At 62.9% G+C, this 15,293-nt stretch carries 17 protein-coding genes; 10 read left to right on the plus strand and 7 right to left on the minus strand.

Annotated features, from left to right (window positions below; all coding sequences use genetic code 11):
* Window positions 1-4 precede the first annotated feature (4 nt).
* Genes HX815_RS20965 through HX815_RS20980 form a run of 4 tightly spaced genes read right to left on the minus strand, consistent with a single transcriptional unit; the run spans window position 5 to window position 3,140 of the window.
* Window positions 5-1,132: an amidase gene (locus HX815_RS20965; RefSeq protein WP_177009343.1), complete on the minus strand. Its 1,128-nt coding sequence runs from the start codon at window positions 1,130-1,132 to the stop codon at window positions 5-7.
* Window positions 1,129-1,599 (minus strand): nuclear transport factor 2 family protein, encoded by a 471-nt coding sequence (locus HX815_RS20970; RefSeq protein WP_008431069.1) that lies wholly within the window; start codon window positions 1,597-1,599, stop codon window positions 1,129-1,131. The genes HX815_RS20965 and HX815_RS20970 overlap by 4 nt, the downstream gene beginning before the upstream one ends.
* Window positions 1,600-1,602: 3 nt before the next feature.
* On the minus strand, window positions 1,603-1,974 hold the full coding sequence (locus HX815_RS20975) for a hypothetical protein (RefSeq protein WP_003208867.1): 372 nt from the start codon (window positions 1,972-1,974) through the stop codon (window positions 1,603-1,605).
* Between the two features lie 17 nt (window positions 1,975-1,991).
* On the minus strand, window positions 1,992-3,140 hold the full coding sequence (locus HX815_RS20980) for an acyl-CoA dehydrogenase family protein (protein ID WP_102368716.1): 1,149 nt from the start codon (window positions 3,138-3,140) through the stop codon (window positions 1,992-1,994).
* Window positions 3,141-3,351: 211 nt separating this feature from the next.
* Here HX815_RS20980 and HX815_RS20985 point away from each other — a divergent pair, with 211 nt between their 5' ends.
* The 6 genes from HX815_RS20985 (at window position 3,352) to HX815_RS21010 (ending at window position 8,237) form a co-directional block, all read left to right on the plus strand.
* The gene (locus tag HX815_RS20985; protein WP_177009345.1) at window positions 3,352-4,476 is read left to right on the plus strand and encodes a sensor histidine kinase; all 1,125 of its coding nucleotides are present in this window, start codon (window positions 3,352-3,354) and stop codon (window positions 4,474-4,476) included.
* Between the two features lie 249 nt (window positions 4,477-4,725).
* On the plus strand, window positions 4,726-5,874 hold the full coding sequence (locus HX815_RS20990; protein WP_177028819.1) for an amine dehydrogenase large subunit: 1,149 nt from the start codon (window positions 4,726-4,728) through the stop codon (window positions 5,872-5,874).
* A 12-nt stretch (window positions 5,875-5,886) separates the two neighbouring features.
* Window positions 5,887-6,426 (plus strand): MauE/DoxX family redox-associated membrane protein, encoded by a 540-nt coding sequence (locus HX815_RS20995; protein ID WP_003208874.1) that lies wholly within the window; start codon window positions 5,887-5,889, stop codon window positions 6,424-6,426.
* Between the two features lie 3 nt (window positions 6,427-6,429).
* Window positions 6,430-7,050, plus strand: coding sequence for a methylamine dehydrogenase accessory protein MauD (mauD, locus tag HX815_RS21000; RefSeq protein ID WP_003208875.1), 621 nt, complete (start codon window positions 6,430-6,432; stop codon window positions 7,048-7,050).
* A 19-nt stretch (window positions 7,051-7,069) separates the two neighbouring features.
* Window positions 7,070-7,591 (plus strand): methylamine dehydrogenase light chain, encoded by a 522-nt coding sequence (locus HX815_RS21005; protein WP_003208877.1) that lies wholly within the window; start codon window positions 7,070-7,072, stop codon window positions 7,589-7,591.
* A gap of 124 nt (window positions 7,592-7,715) precedes the next feature.
* Entirely contained in the window at window positions 7,716-8,237 is a 522-nt protein-coding gene (locus HX815_RS21010) for a hypothetical protein (RefSeq protein ID WP_008431056.1), read from the plus strand.
* A 130-nt stretch (window positions 8,238-8,367) separates the two neighbouring features.
* Here the strand turns inward: HX815_RS21010 and feaR are convergent, their stop codons facing one another.
* The 3 genes from feaR to paaY form a co-directional block, all read right to left on the minus strand.
* On the minus strand, window positions 8,368-9,282 hold the full coding sequence (gene feaR / locus HX815_RS21015) for a transcriptional regulator FeaR (RefSeq protein ID WP_177028820.1): 915 nt from the start codon (window positions 9,280-9,282) through the stop codon (window positions 8,368-8,370).
* Window positions 9,283-9,358: 76 nt separating this feature from the next.
* A complete protein-coding gene (gene paaX, locus HX815_RS21020) occupies window positions 9,359-10,282 on the minus strand; it encodes a phenylacetic acid degradation operon negative regulatory protein PaaX (protein WP_003208883.1) in 924 nt (307 codons plus the stop codon).
* 61 nt (window positions 10,283-10,343) lie between these two features.
* A complete protein-coding gene (gene paaY / locus HX815_RS21025) occupies window positions 10,344-10,934 on the minus strand; it encodes a phenylacetic acid degradation protein PaaY (protein ID WP_177028821.1) in 591 nt (196 codons plus the stop codon).
* A 361-nt stretch (window positions 10,935-11,295) separates the two neighbouring features.
* Here paaY and paaG point away from each other — a divergent pair, with 361 nt between their 5' ends.
* The 4 genes from paaG (at window position 11,296) to paaK (ending at window position 15,182) form a co-directional block, all read left to right on the plus strand.
* The gene (paaG, locus tag HX815_RS21030) at window positions 11,296-12,087 is read left to right on the plus strand and encodes a 2-(1,2-epoxy-1,2-dihydrophenyl)acetyl-CoA isomerase PaaG (RefSeq protein ID WP_003208887.1); all 792 of its coding nucleotides are present in this window, start codon (window positions 11,296-11,298) and stop codon (window positions 12,085-12,087) included.
* Window positions 12,088-12,101: 14 nt separating this feature from the next.
* Entirely contained in the window at window positions 12,102-12,551 is a 450-nt protein-coding gene (gene paaI / locus HX815_RS21035) for a hydroxyphenylacetyl-CoA thioesterase PaaI (protein WP_177028822.1), read from the plus strand.
* Window positions 12,544-13,755 carry a 3-oxoadipyl-CoA thiolase gene (gene pcaF / locus HX815_RS21040; RefSeq protein WP_063029023.1) on the plus strand — a complete coding sequence of 404 codons (1,212 nt, stop codon included), beginning with the start codon at window positions 12,544-12,546 and terminating at the stop codon, window positions 13,753-13,755. The genes paaI and pcaF overlap by 8 nt, the downstream gene beginning before the upstream one ends.
* 101 nt (window positions 13,756-13,856) lie before the next feature.
* Complete coding sequence (paaK, locus tag HX815_RS21045) at window positions 13,857-15,182, plus strand: phenylacetate--CoA ligase PaaK (protein ID WP_177028823.1); 1,326 nt, start codon at window positions 13,857-13,859, stop codon at window positions 15,180-15,182.
* Window positions 15,183-15,293 lie beyond the last annotated feature (111 nt).

The raw sequence follows: 15,293 nt of genomic DNA on the forward strand, positions 1-15,293 counted from the left end.
GTTCTTATTGGCGAGCCGTGATGCTCTGTTGCAGTTGTGCGCCGAGGGCACACACCCATTCGTCCTGGCCCTTGCGGCCGACAATCTGCAGCCCCACCTTCAGCCCGCTGTCGGCCAGGGTCACCGGCACCGTCAGCGCCGGGTGGCCGCTGAGGTTGAATGGCCGCACCAATGGCGTCATGCGGGCCACGGCCTGGCTGCCGTTGCGGGCTTCGGCCAGGGTCGGCGGCAGGTCCGGCATCGTCGGCAGCAGCAACACGGAGAATTCTTCGAGCGCGGCGTCCACCTGGTGGCTGAAGCGGGTGCGCACGACTTCGGCTGCGGCCAAATCAGCAGCGCTGGTGCGGCTGGCAGCCAACAAGCGTTGTTCGACATCCGCACCGATCAGGCCCTTGCCGGTGAGGTGACCGAAGGCTGCCCAGTTTTCGACGTTAATCACCGTAAGGCCGGCGCCGAACGCCGTGTCAAAGTCGTCCAGATGCAGACGCTGCTGACGCCAGCCGGCCGCGTCGACGGCAGCCATCAGGCTCGCCTTCAGCCATGGCTCACAGGCCACATCCAGAAAGCCCACCGGCACGCTGCCGGACGGCGCCGCCTGTGCCTGGAAACCCGGGCAAATCACCTGCATCGCGGCAATCAGGTCCTGCATGTTCGCGGCAAACGGCCCGACGCAATCGAGGCTGGATACCGCCGGTTGCGCGCCAATGCGGCTGACTCGGCCATAGGTCGGTTTCAACCCGGCAATCCCGCAGCACGCCGCCGGCACCCGCACCGAGCCGCCGGTGTCGGTACCAATGGCGATATCCGCCAGGCCCGCCGCAACCGCCGCGGCCGAACCGCTGGAGGAGCCGCCCGGCACGCGGTCTGGCGCCTGGGGATTGACGGGCGTACCGCTCCAGTCGTTGATGCCGGTGACGCCAAATGCCAGTTCATGCAGGCTGGTCTTGCCGACGATCTGCCAGCCGGCATCCAGGACCGCCTGCACCACGTGCGCATGCCGCGTCGCCGGCGGAGCATCGGCAAAGGCACGACTGCCCGAGCGGGTCGGATACCCGGCGATGTCGATGGAATCCTTGATGGCCACGCGTCGGCCGCTGCCACCGAGTAAAAATTCGCTGACGAAGGTACTCATGGGTTCACCCCCAACATGCTATTGAACAGGCGCTGCGTACGGAAATGCGCGATCAGCCAGGTGCCGTCGACACGGCGAAAATCGATGGTCAGCCGCGTGCCGAACAACTCGCTGCGCTGGTCGGCGTAGGTGGAAATCTGTTGCATGATCCACTGCCCTGCAGCCGCGCTGCCGTCTACCTGGATCGACTCACTGGTGAGGTAATGCAGGTTCAGCGCAAAGTGTTCCGACGGTGGCAGGTAGCTGCCGACAAACGCCGCCACCGCGTCGCGCCCCCGATGCTGGCCGAAGGTCTGCGCGGTACTTGTGCCAATGCCTTCCCACACCGCATCCACGGTGAACAACTCGGCCAACTCGCGAACGTTGGTCGCCGCCCGGGGCACGTCGCACAGGTCCATGTAGCGCGCCATCAAGCGCCTTACCTGGCTCTCCCCTTCAAGGGTTTCAACACGCTGCAACAGGTCCATGGCTCACACCCTGGCCGCTTCGGGAATGGTCAGCGGGCGGCCGATCCGTGCTTCGACCTTGGCGTAGCGCCACAGGCTGTATTCACCCACCGGCGTGGTACGGAACAGGTTGCAGGCGTCGATCACCGACTGGTGGCAGTCGACGTCGGCCATGATGTAGACGGTCCACGGCGAGGTGGTCGACGGGCCGACCATCAAGCGGTCGTCATCCATCGCCCCCAGCACGTTGATGCCCGGCATGGCGCCGAGGTCGCCCATCATCTGGCTGAAGCCTTTCCACACGCTCAGGCCTTCGCCGGTAGGCAGGTCGAAAAAGTTCTGGGTGATGCCGATGCAGAAGACGACGCGCAGCGGTTCTTGAGTGGCTTGGGACATGGGTTGATCCTTGAAAGTCAGATGTAGCCAGGAAATGGAGGAACGCCGAGGAACACCGAGCCCGCGCCGTCGTACAGGCCTTCGCTGAGGAAGGCGTGCTGGGTCACCACCATGGCGTCGCGCAGGTAGCGTTGCAGCGGGTGGCGCAGGTAGATCGCGGTGGTGCCCGCCAGGCTGTAGGCGCTTTGCACCACGGCGGCGCCGGCCTGGGACACGTGAATGGCGGTCAGGCGCAACAGGCTGGTTTGCTCGGCCGTGACCGGGTTGCCGGCGAGGATCGAGTTCCACACTTGTTCGGTGGCGCCGTAGAAAAAACCCCGAGCGGCGCTCAGCCGCGCTTCGGCCTTGGCGATTTCGATGCGCACGTAGGCGCGGTCCGCCAGTTTCGGTGCGCCGGTGATGCCGCTGCCGCTGGCCATGGCGCTGATTTCATCGAGGGCCGCGCGGGCCAGGCCGAGGTTGACCACCGCCAGCACCTGGGCGGCGTAGGCAATCGAGGGATAACGAAACAGCGGCTCGTCGATGGTGGCGGCGCCGCCACGGATGAAGGTCCAGCGCTCGTCGATGTATTGGTCGGTAACTCGCAGGTCATGGCTGCCGGTGCCCTTGAGGCCGACCACGTCCCAGTTTTCGATGATTTCAACCTGGCCGGGCTTGAACACGGCAGTGCGTGGCTTGCCGCCCGCCGCACCGATGCCCACGCCCAGCAGGTCGGCGCCCTTGCAGCCGCTGGCAAATTTCCAGGTGCCGTTGACCTGCCAGCCGCCCTCGACGGTTTCCGCCGGCTGCAGCGGGAACAGGCCACCGGCAAACACCAGGTCGGGGCTGTCGGCATACAGTTCGGCGAGGGTTTCCTGGGGCAAGGCCGCAAGATACACCCCGGCGCTGCCGAAGCTGGCGACCCAGCCGGCAGAGCCATCGGCTTCGGATATGCGCTCGATCATCTGCAAGAACGTTGCGGGGGCCAGGGCATCGCCGCCGAAACAACGGGGCGTGGCCGCCCGGTAGATGCCCACCTGCTTGAAGCGTTCGATCATGTCCCGTGGCACGTGGGAGCCGGCGTCGAACTCGTCGCGGCGCTGGCGCACTTCATCGAGCACCTGCTGGAACAGCGCGGGCTGCACGTCGGGTAAAGCGTCTGGTTGCACGAGGGCCGAACGCAGCATGGGCTTTCTCCGTTGTAGTTGTTATGGACGCCGTGTCGGGCGTTGATAGGTCCAGTGTAAAAAGCCCGACCACCGTCAACTATTGGGGCGTGCAGCCCACCGGCTAAAGAAATCCCCTAGTGCGCCCCCGATTACTTCTGAGCGTGCCCCCGGATGCAAACCGGTATAACTTGCCACCGTAGTCGTCCCCTCCACCGCCAAGGGCTACGCGATGTACCTACCCAATAACAATGATTTCCACACCCTGATCGAAGCCATGCCGATCTGCACCATCCTTCACGATGCGCAGAGCAAGGACATCCTCTGGGCCAACACCGCGGCGCTGTCGGCGCTGGGGTTTACCCTGGAAGAACTGATCCCGCTCAAGGCCCCGGACATGACCCGGGACGCACCGAAGTACAAGCGCTCCATCGGCCTGCGTTGGCTCGAGCGAGCGGCCCGCAGTGGCCAGCGCACCATCGAGTGGTGTTATCGCTCCAAGGCCGGGGTGGAGATTCTTTCGGAAGCGGTCGCGACGCTGGTGCACCTGGACGGGCGCGACGTGCTGATGGTGCAGTTCCGGGATATTTCCCGGGAAGACAAGGTGAAGCGGGACCTGATCCGCGCCGAGGAAGCCCGGCGTGTCAGTGAACAGCAGCTTGAATACCTGGCCCGATACAACGCCATGGGCGAGATGGCGGTGGCGATTGCTCATGAGTTGAGCCAGCCACTGGCGGCCACGCGCAACTTTATCGAGGGGGTTTTGATTCGTCTGGGCGATACCCACAGTGCCGACCAGGGGGTGAACTGGGGGCTGCAAAGTGCCGTGCGGCAGGTCGAGCATGCGTCAACGATCATCAAGAGTGTGCGTGATTATGTGGTCAAGCTGGAGCAGAGCGCGGAGTGGGTGGACCTCAATGAGTTGCTGCAGGAAACCCGATATTTCATCAGCCTGCGGGCCGAGCCGAGTCAGGTGCGGCTGGAGATCGTCCCGAGCGCGCAACCGCTGATGGTGCAGTGCGAGAGGGTGCTGATTGGGCAGGTGATTCTGAACCTGGCGTTCAATGCCATTGAAGAGATGAGTGAGCTGCCCGTGGAGCGTCGGGTGCTGCGGTTGCATGCCTGCCGGGATGGAAACGTGGCGCGGTTGAGTGTCGAGGATTGTGGGCGCGGGATTCAGGCCGTGGCGCGGGAGAAAATCTTTGACGGGTTCTTTTCGTCGAAGGTGGGTGGTAACGGGATTGGGCTGGCGTTGTGCAAGAACATCATTGGTCGGCATCAGGGGGATATCTGGGCGCAGAATCTGGAGCCGTGTGGGGCGGTGTTCAGTTTTTCGTTGCCTTTGATGGGGTCGTGAGATTGGGGCATTTGCGAAGCGGCTTTTCTGTAGGAGCTGTTCAAAAGTGAGCCGCTGCAAGAGCGGAACCCATTTCAGCCATAACAAAAATAACCGATATACCCCCCTCCCCAAACCATTGGCACAGACACACAACCACTTGGCAGACACAACAATTCTTGCAATCGCCCCACAAGGCAGAATCCACTTGCAAGAATCTGCCAAAGCACCCGCGATTAGCAAAACACAATAATTCAGGGAGTGCCCCTAATGCGAAGCAACAAGATCAACGTACAGTCAGCGCTGGGTCTGGGCCTGCTTGTACTCGGCTTGAACAGCGCCCAGGCGGATTTACCGCCAGACACCATCGGCCAGACCACCCTGGCCTTTCCACCGGAAGCCCACCGCGCATTCGTGGTAGACGTCGAATTCGAAAGCTTCGTGGTCGGCCGCGTCACCGTGGTAGATCCCGACAAGAAGCGCGTCCTCGGCATGGTCCCCACCGGCTTCGCCGCGCCCTCGGCCCTGAGCCACGACCAGAAGACCCTGTACAGCGCCGACATCTACTATTCCCGCGGCACCCGGGGCGATCGCACCGATGTGCTCACCGCCTGGGACAGCTCCAGCCTGTCGCCCGCCTGGGAAGTGCTGATCCCGAACAAACGCGCCGAATCCCTGACCCAGCGCTATGGGCTGAAGACCAGCGGCGATGACCGCTTCGTCTACGTCTACAACTTCACACCCTCCACCTCGGTGACCGTGGTCGACACCCAGTCCCGCTCCGTCACCGCCGAAATCGCGATCCCGGGCTGCGTACTCAATTACCCGGTCGGCACTCGCCGCTTCGCCTCCCTGTGCGGCGACGGCAGCCTGCAAGTGGTGACGCTGAACGAGCAGGGCCAGGAAACCTCGCGCAACCGCACGCACTTCTTCGACCCCAACGCCGAGAAGCTCAACGAACGCGCGGTGAACGTGGGCGACACCTACTACTTCACCACCACCACCGGCACCATCCGCCCGGTAGATTTCTCCGGCGATGAGCCGAAAATCCTGCCGTCCTGGTCACTCACCACCGATGCGGAAAAGAAAACCGGCTGGGCCCCGGGTGGCTGGCAGTTGATGGCTGTGGCACCAAAGCTCAACCGCATGTACGTGCTGATGCACGACAACCACGAGCCGATGAAGTGGGAAGACCCGAGCACCATCATCTGGGCCTATGACCTCAAGACCATGAAGAAGATAGCCACCCTGGAAGCCCCGACCCCGGTCTGGAGCATGCAGGCCACCGGCGACGACAAGCCCCTGTTGCTGGGCGCCGACGTCGAAGGCGGCTTGCAGATCTTCGACCTCAAGACCAACAAACTCACCGGTAGCATGGCCAAGGTAGCGAAGACCGCAACCCAGATCATGAGCTACTAAAGAGGTTCGGCCATGCATATCGACCCGATCTTCATCATTGCCAGCGCCCTCGCCATCGCGGTGTTGCTGGCCAGTGCCGCGACCCACAAGTTGCGCGCACCGGCACGCTTCGCCCGGCAACTGGCCGATTACCAGTTGCTGCCAGAGGCAGTGACTCGCCCCGCCGCCCGGGTAATCCCGGTGCTGGAACTGGTGATTGCCTTTGCCCTGCTGGTGCCGGCCAGCCGTTCCTGGGCCGCCCTCGGCGCCGCCGGCCTGATTGCACTGTACGCCGCCGCCATTGGCATCAACCTGTGGCGCGGCCGCCGGGACATCGACTGCGGCTGCGCAGGCCCCGACCAGGCGCAGCCGTTGCGGCCGATCCTGCTGTTGCGCAACGGCGCACTGGTGGCCGTGGCCCTGCTGGCCAGCGTGCTGCCGATTGCCCGTGACCTGGGTTTTTTCGACGGCTTCGTCACCGTCGCCGCCAGCGCCGTCGCGCTGCTGATTTACGCCGCAGCCGATGGCCTGCTGGCGAACTCCCCTCTTCTGCTCAAACTGATTGGTAGGTGATCAATGGAAGGCCTTATTGTTTCCAACGTACTGCTGTGGGTACTGCTGCTGGCGCTGGCGTTTGCCGTGATGGGCCTGGTGCGCCAGATTGGTGTGCTGCACGGGCGCATCGCCCCGGCCGGCGCACTGATGGTCGACAAGGGCGTGGCGGTGAATGAGCCGGCCCCGCAAGTCACCGCTTCCGACCGTAAAGGCCGCCCGGTGAACTTCGGCTATGCCGGTGAGAAGAACCAGTTGCTGTTCTTCCTCTCGCCCACCTGCCCGATCTGCAAATCCCTGTTGCCGGCGATCAAGTCCATCGCCAGGGAACAGGCTGACCGACTCGATGTGGTGTTTATCAGCGACGGCGACATGGAAGCCCAGCACGCGCTGATCACCGAACACAAGCTGGACGACGTCACCTACGTGGTCGGCCCGGAAGTCGGCATGACCTACCAGATCGGCAAGCTGCCGTATGCCGCGCTGATCGACAAGAGCGGCACCTTGCGCGCCAAGGGCCTGGTCAATTCCCGCGAGCACCTGGACAGCCTGTTCGAAGTCGAACACCTGAAAAGCGCGACGCTGCAGGAATACCTCAACAGCCAGCCGCAGCCCCACGACCACAGCCACGGCCATAGCCACTGATTAAGGCAGGGAGACTCTCATGAAATTGCTGGATCTGTTATTCGAGCGCTCGACCCGTCGCCTTGCCGACACCACGTCGCGACGCAAACTGTTGGCCCGTATGGGTTCGCTGATGGTCGCAGGCGCCGCGTTGCCCCTGCTGCTGCCCCTGGACCGCACCAGCAAGGCGCTGGCTGCCGATAACCCGAAAGCCGGTGACCCGGGCGACCCGAACAGTTGCGACTACTGGCGCTACTGCTCCATCGACGGTTTCCTGTGCAGTTGCTGTGGCGGCTCGGTGACCTCCTGCCCACCGGGCACCGAGGCGTCCCAGGTGACCTGGATCGGCACCTGCCGCAACCCGGCGGATGGCAAGGACTACATCATTTCCTATAACGACTGCTGCGGTAAGCAAAGCTGCGCCCAGTGCGCGTGCACGCGTAACGACAGTGAGGAACCGGCATACCGGCCGTTCAACAACAACGATGTGAACTGGTGCCTGGCGGCCAAATCCCACATCTACCACTGCACGGTCTCGATCATTCGCGGCGTCGCGGTTTAACTCACCCTTGTGGCGAGGGAGCTTGCTCCCGTTGGAGTGCGAAGCGCTCCCAGAGATCTTGGGGCCGCAGCACAGCCCAACGGGAGCAAGCGCCCTCGCCACAGGTCAGTGCAAGAGGCTTGTCATGCGTACGTTGTTTTTGCTGAGCTTGATGTGTGTCTTCGCCACCCCGCTCGCCCAGGCTCGGGCCATTCCCAATCCAAACCAGAAGCACGCACCGGGCAATGAGTCGCCGCAAACGCCGATCGCCCAGGCCGGGTACAGCGTGGCGACCAACTATCAGCTGCAGTGTGCCGGCTGCCATCTGGGCAGCGGCATGGGCTCGGCGGCGAACGACACACCGAGGATGACCGGGTTTGTCGGCAACTTTCTGAAGGTGCCAGGCGGGCGGGAGTTTTTGGTACGAGTGCCGGGGATGTCGCAGTCGGCGCTGAACGATGGGCAACTGGCGGATTTACTGAACTGGCTGATGCGCCCGGACGGGATGGCGGGCAAGAGTACGCCGGTGGATTACAAGCCCTATAGCGCTGCGGAAGTGACTGAGTTACGGCACAAAGCGATGCTCAATCTGCCGGGCACAAGGGCGGGGTTGATCAAGGAAATGCGGGCGCAAGGGATTGCGATTGAAGATGGAATGCCCAACTGAACGAAACGCGATCCAAATGTGGGAGCGGGCTTGCTCGCGAATGCGGTGTGTCAGTCACCCAATGCATCAACTGAACCACCGCATTCGCGAGCAAGCCCGCTCCCACATTTTTGATCGGCGTATCCCCTGATCAGGCGTGTTGTTTGCGGTACTCACCCGGCGCAATGCCGAACCGTGACTTGAACGCCGTCGAAAAATAACTCGAATCCGAAAACCCCCACGAGTACCCCAGCACCGAAAGCTTTTCCTCCACCCTGGATTGGCGCAGGGATTCAGCACACAAATCCAGCCGTCGGTTCTTGATGTACCGCGCCACCACCAGGCCCTTGCGGGCAAAGATCCGGTACAGCCCGCGCACCGACATCCCCACCTCCCGCGCCAGCCACTCGGGGCACAGCTCTTCGGAGCGAATGTGCTGGTCAATGCACTCCAGCGTCTTGCGGAACACTCGCTCATGGGCGTCGCTGCCCTCGCCCGCCTGGCTGATCGCCGGGCGCAGCAGGTTGATGATCGCCTCCAGCGTCGCCTCGCTTTCCTGCAAGGTCAGGTTGTCTTGCCGGGTAGCCTCCAGAATCAGCTGCCGGGACAGCATCGCCATCGGCGACGTCGCCTCGATCCGGTGCCCGCATTTGACCGGGTTGAAACGCAAGGTCTGCTCCACCAGGTACGACGGCAGGATCAACGACAACTGCCGCGAATTCTCGCTGTAGGTGAAGTCGCTGGGGTGCGCCGCATCGATCAGGGTAATGTCGCCGGCGCGCAACAGCGCCTTGCTGTCACCCTGGGCCATGCCGGCCGTGCCGTCGAGCTGGAACACGGCAAAGTACTTGCCGCCCTCGCCCGCCGCGATTTGGCTGGGGGTACGAAACAGCCGCGCCTGGCAGGCGTCGACAAAGCTGAGTTTCAGCGCGCCGCTCTGGTACTCGCGGATCTGCCCGGAAAAACCATTCCCCAGGATCTGCCCATCGAATGCGCCACAGATCTGATTGATCTGATGGATCCATTGGTCGAACCCATCACAGCGCTGTGCAATTGAAGACATCATGTTCAGGCCTCACGCAGGCTTATTTTTATTCTCTACGCCACATCACTCCACCCGTTCTCCTGAACAGCGTCGCTCCTTATTTCAGGCCTCCGAACCGCCGGTAAAAGCTTTCGCCAACGTCCGGCAACGGGCCGTCGGCAGTTTCCAGCGCGCTGTTCAGCCATTCCTCGGCCTTGGCGTAGATCAACCGGTAAATATTGCGGCACAACTGGCGGGCGGCACGGCCTTCCCAATCGCCGGGGAGCAATTCATCGGGCAATTGCGGGTCGCGCAGCAGCAGTTTGCGGTACTCATGGATAAGCAGGACCCGTGCCAGGAAACAATCCGCAGGCTGTAGCTGTTCCTGCTCGCGAAGCGCTTGCCAGAGCGGTCGGAACAGTTGGATGAACTCGCTGTAATGGGCCGCCAGCTCCTCGATGTTCCAGCTCTCGCGCACCTGCACCCGCAGGGCCTTGGAGGCCAGTACATCCTGGGCGGTGGTTTCGAAGACGATGGTGTCTTCCTGGGCGCCGAGGTCGAGCAAGGTGGCGTTGACGTCGGCGCGGTCGCTGCGTGGGCAGGCCAGCACGGTCGGGGCAATCGCACCAAAACCTTGCCACTCCAGCTCTTCACGCACTTGTTTGCGCTTGTCCTGGGTCAACTGCGTGAGCATCACCAGGCACCATGAACCATCCCATGCCGGCACGCTGGAGCTGTAGACCCGCTTGAAGGCCTTGTCGAAACGCCGACGCCCGGCACCGGTCAGGCTGTAGTAGCTGCGGCGCCCGACTTTTTCGGCGGTCAGCCAGCCTTCCTTGGTCAGGCGGAAGATCGAGGTGCGGATCAGCCGTTCATTGATGCCGATGGGTTCGAGCAACTGGATCAGGCTGCCCAGCCACACCGTCCCGCCGTGGGGTTCGATGGCGTCCCCGTACAAGGTGATGATCAAGGAACTGGCGCGAATCGGCGTCTGCTCCTGGAAGCGGGTAATCAGTTGGTTCAGGGGTGTCAGTGACGACATGGGCGTACCGAGGCAAAAAGAGAAAATATACCGTTTTTAGCGGCGTCGGGATGCAGGCGATTCATCTGCCCTTGGGCCGCAGGCCGCTGTCGCTGATGCGTGGACGATCAGCTTCCGGTGCGCTCAGGGGTGCGCATTCCTGCATCTGCTCCAGGCAACGCTGAGCCAGGCGCAGGTATTCACGGGTGCCAGTTTGTTTCCAGTGCACCTCTTCATCACTGAGGCTGCGCTTGACGCTGGCCGGCGCGCCCATCACCAACGACTGCTCAGGGCACTCGAAACCGGCTTTGACGAACGCCGCCGCCGAGACGAACGAGCGAGCGCCGATACGGGCGTTGTCCATCACCACCGCATTCATGCCCACCAGCGCATCGGTGCCGATCCGGCAACCGTGCAGCACGGCGCCGTGGCCGATATGGCCGTTGCGCTCGACCACCGTATCGCTGTCCGGGAAGCCGTGCATCACACAGGTGTCCTGCAGGTTGGCGCCTTCTTCGAGGACGATGCGCCCGAAGTCGCCGCGCAAACTCGCCAGCGGCCCTACATAGCAATGGGGGCCGATGATCACGTCGCCGATCAGTACCGCCGAGGGATGGACGTAGGCCGTGGGGTCGACCACCGGGGTCAGGCCGTCGAGGCTGTAGCAAGTCATGGGGATTCCTTTTATGGCGTATTCGCAAAGCGATGCCGATCTTGGCTTATTTTGTATCACATCATTTTTACAAGCACAAAGCTGAAAAAGCGTATCGCTTGAATCAGGTGTCGCCGTGGCTTGATACGGTGCCGCTGATAATCGACGTAAAGCCAATAAAATAGGGGATTTATCAGGTATTTACCGACCAGCACAGCGAGCAGTTCATTTTCATCAAACTCAAAACAAGACACACCAAATCAATTTTATCGTTGCATTTATGTATCACGTTAAAGCTATACTCCGGCAAAACCGGCTGACCACGCCGATCCAATAATGAGCCGGCTGACCGCCGAGCGTGCACCGTGAGGGCCTCACGACCATGAACTTCGAACACATCCTGTTTTCCATCGAGGCCGGCGTCGCCCTGCTCAGCCTCAATCGCCCCGACCAGCTCAACAGCTTCAACACGCAGATGCACGGCGAAGTCCAGCAGGCGTTGAAGCAAGTCCAGGAAAACCCCGACGTGCGCGTGCTGCTGCTGACCGGTGAAGGCCGCGGCTTTTGCGCCGGGCAAGACCTCAGCGACCGCAACGTGGCACCCGGCAGCGCGGTGCCGGACCTGGGCGAATCCATCGAGAAGTTCTACAACCCGCTGATCCGCCAACTGCGCGACCTGCCTTTGCCGGTGATCTGCGCGGTCAACGGCGTGGCGGCCGGTGCCGGCGCGAACATCCCGCTGGCCTGCGACCTGGTGCTGGCAGCACGCTCGGCGAACTTCATCCAAGCCTTCTGCAAGATCGGCCTGATCCCCGATTCCGGCGGCACCTGGACCCTGCCGCGCCTGGTGGGCATGGCCCGCGCCAAGGCGCTGGCCCTGCTGGGCAACCGCCTGAGCGCCGAGCAGGCCGAGCAATGGGGCCTGATCTACCGCTGCGTGGACGACGCCGAATTGCGCAACGAAGCCCTGACCCTGGCCCGCCACCTGGCCACGCAACCGACCTACGGCCTGGCGCTGATCAAGCGCAGCCTGAACGCCAGCCTGAGCAACAGTTTTGACCAACAGCTGGAGCTGGAGCGCGACCTGCAACGCCTGGCCGGGCGCAGCGAGGATTACCGCGAAGGCGTCGCCGCCTTCATGGAAAAACGCAGCCCAAGCTTCAAGGGCCGCTGAAAGGAGCGCACCACATGACCAACCATGAAGCCATGAACCTGGCCAACCAGTGCGCCCAGATCATGTTCAGCCGCGATGCCGCCAGCCAGGGCATGGGCATGCGCCTGCTCTCGGTGGCGCCGGGTTGCGCACGACTGGGCATGAGCGTGCGCGCCGACATGATCCAGGGCCACGGCACCTGCCACGGCGGCTACCTGTTTGCGCTGGCGGACTCGGCATTCGCCCTGGCCTGCAACAGCTACAACGACGCCACCGTGGCGCTCGGCTGCAGCATCGACTACATCGCCCCGGCCCACCTGGGCGACACCTTGAGTGCCGATTGCCGCGAGCAAAGCCGCTCGGGTCGCACCGGCAACTACGACGTCCGTATCGAAAACCAACTGGGCCAGCTGATTGCGCTGTTCCATGGCAAATCCTACAAAGTGCGCGGCACGGTGCTGGCGCAGGAGAATCCGAATGAATGACGCCTTGATCATCGACGCAGTCCGCACCCCGATCGGCCGCTACGCCGGCGCCTTGAGCAGCGTGCGCGCCGACGACCTCGGAGCGGTGCCGCTGCGCGAACTGCTGCGCCGCCACCCGCAAGTGGACTGGAGCAGCGTCGACGATGTGATCTACGGCTGCGCCAACCAGGCCGGCGAAGACAACCGCAACGTGGCGCGCATGTCGGCGCTGCTGGCCGGGCTGCCGGTGAGCGTGCCGGGCACCACCCTCAACCGTTTGTGCGGCTCGGGGCTGGACGCCATCGGCAGCGCGGCCCGGGCGATTCGCTGTGGCGAGGCCGGCTTGATGCTGGTAGGCGGCGTGGAATCGATGTCCCGTGCGCCGCTGGTAATGGGCAAGGCCGAACAGGCGTTTTCCCGCGATGCGCAGCTATACGACACCACCATTGGCTGGCGCTTCGTCAACCCGCTGATGAAAAAGGCCTACGGGATCGACTCGATGCCGGAGACCGCTGAAAACGTCGCCGAGCAGTTCAATATCTCCCGCGCAGACCAGGACGCGTTTGCCCTGCGCAGCCAGCAACGTGCAGCCGCCGCCCAGGCCAGCGGGCGCCTGGCCAGGGAAATCGTCGCGGTGGAAATCCCCCAGCGCAAAGGCCCGGCCAAGGTGGTGGAACACGACGAACACCCCCGCGGCGACACCACCCTTGAGCAACTGCAGAAACTTGGCACGCCATTCCGCGAGGGTGGCAGCATCACCGCCGGCAATGCATCCGGGGTCAACGACGGCGCCTGCGCCCTGCTGCTGGCCAGCGCGGAAGTTGCCAAGCGTCACGGCCTGGTCGCCCGCGGCCGGGTGGTGGCGATGGCCACCGCCGGCGTGGAACCGCGCATCATGGGCATCGGCCCGGTGCCGGCGACCCGCAAGGTGCTGGAACTGGCCAACCTGAGCCTGGCGGACATGGACGTGATCGAGCTCAACGAAGCCTTCGCCGCCCAGGGCCTGGCGGTGCTGCGCGAGCTGGGCCTGGGGGACAACGACCCACGGGTGAACCCCAACGGCGGCGCCATCGCCCTCGGCCATCCACTGGGGATGAGCGGCGCACGGCTGGTAACTACCGCCCTGCATGAATTGGAGGAACGTGGCGGCCGCTACGCCCTGTGCACCATGTGCATCGGCGTGGGCCAGGGCATCGCGCTGATCATCGAGCGCCTGTCCGACTAAAGATTCGCGATTCCCGGGGAGCCTAGCGGTATCCTTGGGGCATGCACTCAAAGCCCACGGTGTGCGGTGGGCTGATACACAAAAATAATTCGAGTGAACTCATGAACATGCCTATTCCAAACGCCGTGCTTAACCCTGTGCTGGACCCGCTGGAAACCGCCAGCGTCGACGAACTGCGCGCCCATCAACTGGAGCGCCTGCGCTGGAGCCTGCGCCACGCCTACCAGAATGTGCCGCTGTACCGTCAGCGCTTCGACGCGCTGGGGGTGCACCCGGATGACATCAAGTCCCTGGACGACCTGGCCAAGTTCCCGTTCACCACCAAGGGCGACCTGCGGGACAGTTACCCCTACGGCATGTTTGCCGTGCCGATGAACGAGGTGGTGCGCCTGCATGCGTCCAGCGGCACCACCGGCAAGCCGACGGTGGTGGGTTACACCCAGAACGACATCGACACCTGGGCCAACGTGGTGGCCCGCTCGATCCGCGCGGCCGGTGGGCGGCGTGGCGACAAGGTGCATATTTCCTATGGCTACGGGCTGTTCACCGGCGGCCTTGGTGCCCACTACGGCGCGGAACGCCTGGGTTGTACGGTGATTCCGATGTCCGGCGGGCAGACGGAAAAACAGGTGCAACTGATCAAGGATTTCCAGCCGGACATCATCATGGTCACGCCCTCGTACATGCTGAACATTGCCGATGAAATCGAGCGCCAGGGCATTGATCCACAGAAGCTGGCGTTGCGACTGGGGATCTTTGGGGCCGAGCCGTGGACTGCCGAGCTGCGCAGTGCAATCGAGGCGCGACTGGGGATTACGGCGCTGGATATTTATGGGCTGTCGGAAATCATGGGGCCTGGGGTGGCCATGGAGTGTGCGGAAACCAAGGATGGCCCGACCATTTGGGAGGATCACTTCTACCCGGAGATCATCGACCCGGTGACGGGTGAGGTGCTGCCGGACGGGCAGATGGGAGAACTGGTGTTTACCTCCTTGAGCAAGGAGGCGCTGCCGATGATTCGCTACCGCACCCGGGATTTGACGCGGTTGCTGCCGGGGACTGCGCGGCCGATGCGGCGGATCGACAAGATCACCGGGCGCAGTGATGACATGCTGATCATTCGCGGGGTTAATGTGTTTCCCACGCAGATCGAGGAGCAGGTGCTTAAAATAAAACAGCTTTCAGAGTGTTATGAGATACATCTGTATCGTAATGGCAACCTGGACAGTGTGGATGTGCATGTGGAGCTCAAGGCTGAGCATCAGCACCTCAATGCTGAACAACAGAAAGCCGTCTCCAGCGAACTGAGCAAGCACATCAAGACGTATATCGGGATCAGCTCGCGCATCGTTTTGCAGCCGCTGCATTCGATCAAGCGGTCTGAGGGCAAGGCTTGCCATGTGATGGATCGTCGCCCTAAGGCATGACTGCTGCACCTTTTTGGCCCCGCATTTGCGGGGCTTTTTTTTGCTCGTTTTTTGGGGTGGGGGTAGAGCACCAGCAAAATCAAAGGCGCACACGGTTCAAATGTGGGAGCG

It is taken from the genome of Pseudomonas sp. E6002 (assembly GCF_013385565.1).
In the GTDB taxonomy this organism is placed as follows: domain Bacteria; phylum Pseudomonadota; class Gammaproteobacteria; order Pseudomonadales; family Pseudomonadaceae; genus Aquipseudomonas.